Origin of the sequence: Candidatus Methylomirabilis sp. (assembly GCA_036000645.1) — a bacterium.
Classification (GTDB): Bacteria; Methylomirabilota; Methylomirabilia; order Methylomirabilales; family JACPAU01; genus JACPAU01.
Genome location: DASYVA010000035.1, coordinates 1 through 3,778, shown reverse-complemented (window position 1 = coordinate 3,778; position 3,778 = coordinate 1). Strand labels below are relative to the sequence as shown.

Below are 3,778 nucleotides of genomic sequence, written 5' to 3'. Positions count from 1 at the left end.
GAAGGTGATGCCGGCGGCGGGCCTCCTGTCTGCCATGGGAGTGGAGGAGCTCATCGTGGCGCTCCAGGGCACCCCGGAGCGGATGGCGATGGCCGGGCGCGTCCCGGCCGACGGGAGCGCCGGGCTGAGTGAGCGGGAGTGGGCGACGGTGGCGGATGGCCTGCACCGGATAGCCGAGGCGCTCCGCCCACTCACCGTGGGCCTCGTCCTGCACAACCACGCCGGCTCGTTCGTCGAGACCCGGGCCGAGCTGGACACGCTCTGCCGGCTGACCGATCCGATCAAGGTCGGGCTCTGTCTGGACGCGGGCCACCTGGCCTACGGCGGGGCGGACGTCCTGGAGACCTTCCGGGCCCACCGGGAGCGGCTCCGGTACGTGCACGTCAAGGACGTGGACGCGGCGGCGCTGGCGCGGATCCGGCGGGAGCGGCTCGGGTGGCTGGACGCCCTGCGGCAGTACCCGTTTACCGAGCTCGGTCGGGGAAGCCTCGACATCCGGGGCCTCTTCGCGCACCTCGAGGGGAGCCAGTACGGCGGCTGGGTCATCGTGGAGCAGGACACCACGCCCCGGACAGCGCTGGAGTCGGCCCGGCTCAGCCGGCGGTATCTGAAGGAGGTCTGCGGGGTCTAGGGGCGTGGAAGGCATTTGGCGGAATGGCGCTGAAAAGGAGGAGCATGATGCGGCGGATCGGGTGGATCGCGGTGGCCGTCCTGCTCGTCGCAGCAGGGCCGGCGTTCGGGGCGAACGTCCTGCACATGTACTCGGCCCTCGACACCAACGAGACCAAGCTCTACATCCCGGAATTCGAGAAGGACACCGGCATCAAGGTCGAGTGGGTCCGGATGTCGGCAGGGGAGGTCCTGGCGCGGGTTCGCGCCGAGGGCAATAACCCGCAGGCCAGCATCTGGTTCGGAGGCCCCTCCCAGGAGCACATCGCGGGAAAGAAGTTCGGCCTGCTCGCTCCCTACAAGCCGAACATCGACTGGACCCTCCCGGCGAACGGCCACGATTCCGACTGGCACTGGGTCGGCTACTACTTCGGGGCGATCGGGTTCGGCTCCAACAGCAACATCCTGAAGAAGATCAATGCCGAGCCGCCCGCCTCCTGGGAAGACCTGCTGCGCCCGGCCTACCAGAAGCAGATCGCCATCGCCTTCCCCTACACCTCCGGAACCTCCTTCACGGTCCTGGCGACGCTCGTCCAGATGTGGGGGGAGGACAAGGCCTTCGACTACTGGAAGAAGCTGAACGCGAATATCCACCACTACGACAAGTCCGGCTCGGCGCCCGTGACCCAGGCGGGGCTGGGCGAGGTGGGGGTGGCCATCTCCTTCTCGCACGACATCATCGCGAAGGGCTCGGCCAAGGGCTACCCCGTGGTCATCACCTTCCCGAAGGAGGGGACCGGCTACGAGATCGGGGCCATGTCGCTCATCAAGGGGGGACCGGAGCCGGAGCTAGCCAAGAAGTTCATTGACTGGGCCCTCTCGGTTCGCGCCCAGAACCTGATGCAGCAGTGGTTCCGGATCCCGCTGAACCCGAAGGCCACGGTGGCGCCCGGGGCGGTCCGGGCCGACCAGGTGAAACTCATCGACTTCGACGCCGTGAAGGCGGGCGAGGACAAGGACCGCCTCATCAAGCGGTGGCGCCAGGAGATCGGCCAGTAACGCAGGAGGAGATGCCCCTGACGGTGACCTTCGGTCCCGGGGCGTCGGCCTATGACCGCCACGTAGGGCGCTGGTCGCGGTTGTATGTCCCGGCGCTCCTCACGGCTGCGGGGGTGGCTCCGGGCCAGCGCATCCTCGATGTGGCCACAGGAACCGGTGAGGCCGCGCTCGCCGCCGCTCCCTGTGTTGCCCCATCGGGGAGAGTCCTCGGGGCCGACATTGCCCTCCCGATGCTGGAAGTTGCCAGGGCGAAGATTGCCGGCAGACCCATTACCCTCGTCGCGATGGACGGCCAGGCCCTGGCCTGTCGGGACAAGAGCTTCGATGCGGTCATCTGCCAGCTTGGCCTGATGCACCTCCCGGATGTCGTGCGGGGGGTAGAGGAGTTTCGCCGAGTCCTCCGCCCCGGTGGGCGGGTTGCGGTCTGTGTCTGGTCCAAGCCGGAGCGGGTGCCGATGTTCAGCATCCTCGGGGGCACCCTCAGCCGCTGCCTCCCCGCCCAGCGGGATGCCCTGCATCTGGCCTACTCCCTCGGGGATCCGCACCGTCTCGGACGATTGCTCGCCGAGGCGGGCTTACACGAGGTCTGCGTGACCGGGGAAACGCGAGAGATCGCCTACGAGTCGTTCGACGACTACTGGAGCCCCGTTGAGGCGGGAGCGGGGCGGTCGGGCCAAGCCTATCGAGCGCTTCCCGCGGAGGTGCGGCAGGCCGTCCGCAAAGACGTCCAGGAACGTCTGTCACAATTCGCATCCGGCGGACGGTTCGTGATGGAAGCGGAGGCGCTCATCGCCTCCGGGACCCGCTAGAAAGGGGACGGGTGTCTGACCTGCGCCGCCTGCTCCGGGAGCCGCTCGTGGCGGCCATCATCGCCGCCGTCACGGCCGCCCTCGTCCTCTTCGTCCTGCTCCCCCTCTTCAAGGTCTTCCAGATGTCGCTCCGGACCGAGGGGGGGTACGGCCTCCAGGTCTACCGCGACCTCCTCAGCCAGCCCTTCAACCGCCGCCCCCTCCTGAACAGCCTCCTCCTGGGCGTCCTGGTGGCCATCGTCGGGACAGCCGTCGGGTTCCTGTACGCCTTCGCCGTGGCCCGCACCAACATCCCCGGCCGCCGCCTCTTCCGTGTCATCGCCACCTTCCCGATCATCTCGCCGCCGTTCGTCATCGCGCTGGCCACGATCCTCCTCTTCGGCCACAACGGCTTCGTCACCCGGGTCATCTTCCGCGGGGCCTGGGACCCGGAGATCTACGGCCTGAAAGGGCTTCTGCTGGTGGAGACGCTGGCCTACTTCCCGACGGCGTTCCTGATCATGCTGGGGATCCTCCAGGCCATTGACCCGGCGCTGGAGGAGGCCTCGCTCAACCTGGGGGCCACCCGCTGGCAGGTCTTCCGAACGGTCACGCTCCCCCTGGCCGTCCCGGGGCTGGCCAGCTCGCTCCTGATCGTCTTCATCGAGTCGCTGGCCGATTTCGGCAACCCGATCATCCTTTCGGGGAACTTCCACGTCCTGTCGGTCCAGGCGTACCTGCACATCACCGGGATGTACGACATCGCCGGCGGGACTGCGCTGGCGGTCCTCCTCCTCGTCCCGTCCCTGCTCGCCTTCGCCCTTCAGAAGTACTGGGTCGGGCGCAAATCCTATGTCACCGTGACGGGGAAACCCTCCGCCGGGCGCGTCCCGACCGTCGGACCGGTCGGCCGGCGGGTCCTCTTCGGTCTCTGCTGCCTCTGCTCGGGGTCCGTCCTGCTCTTCTACGGGACGGTCCTCTTCGGCTCCTTCGTGGTGCTGTGGGGGGCCGATCACACCTTCACGCTGAAGCACTACGCCGACGTCTACCTGGTGGGCTGGCCCTCCATCCGGGACACCCTCCTCCTGGCCACGGTCGCCACCCCGGTGACGGGCCTCCTGGGGATGGTCATCGCCTTCCTGGTGGTCCGGCGGCGGTTCGTCGGGCAGCAGCTCATGGAGCTGACCTCCATGCTCACGTTCGCCGTGCCCGGGACGGTCGTCGGGATCGGCTACATCCTGGCCTTCAACCAGCGCCCCCTGCTCCTGACCGGGACGGCCGCCATCATCGTCCTGCTCTTTGTCTTCCGGAACGTGCCGGTC

The 3,778-nt window shown here is 68.2% G+C and carries 4 protein-coding genes; all 4 read left to right on the top strand.

Going from position 1 to position 3,778, the window contains the following annotated elements:
- On the top strand, positions 1-631 hold a 631-nt coding region (locus VGT06_01960), incomplete at its 5' end, for a sugar phosphate isomerase/epimerase (GenBank protein ID HEV8661897.1).
- A 47-nt stretch (positions 632-678) separates the two neighbouring features.
- A complete protein-coding gene (locus VGT06_01955) occupies positions 679-1,668 on the top strand; it encodes an ABC transporter substrate-binding protein (protein HEV8661896.1) in 990 nt (329 codons plus the stop codon).
- An 11-nt stretch (positions 1,669-1,679) separates the two neighbouring features.
- On the top strand, positions 1,680-2,477 hold the full coding sequence (locus tag VGT06_01950; GenBank protein ID HEV8661895.1) for a methyltransferase domain-containing protein: 798 nt from the start codon (positions 1,680-1,682) through the stop codon (positions 2,475-2,477).
- Between the two features lie 11 nt (positions 2,478-2,488).
- On the top strand, positions 2,489-3,778 hold a 1,290-nt coding region (locus VGT06_01945), incomplete at its 3' end, for an iron ABC transporter permease (GenBank protein HEV8661894.1).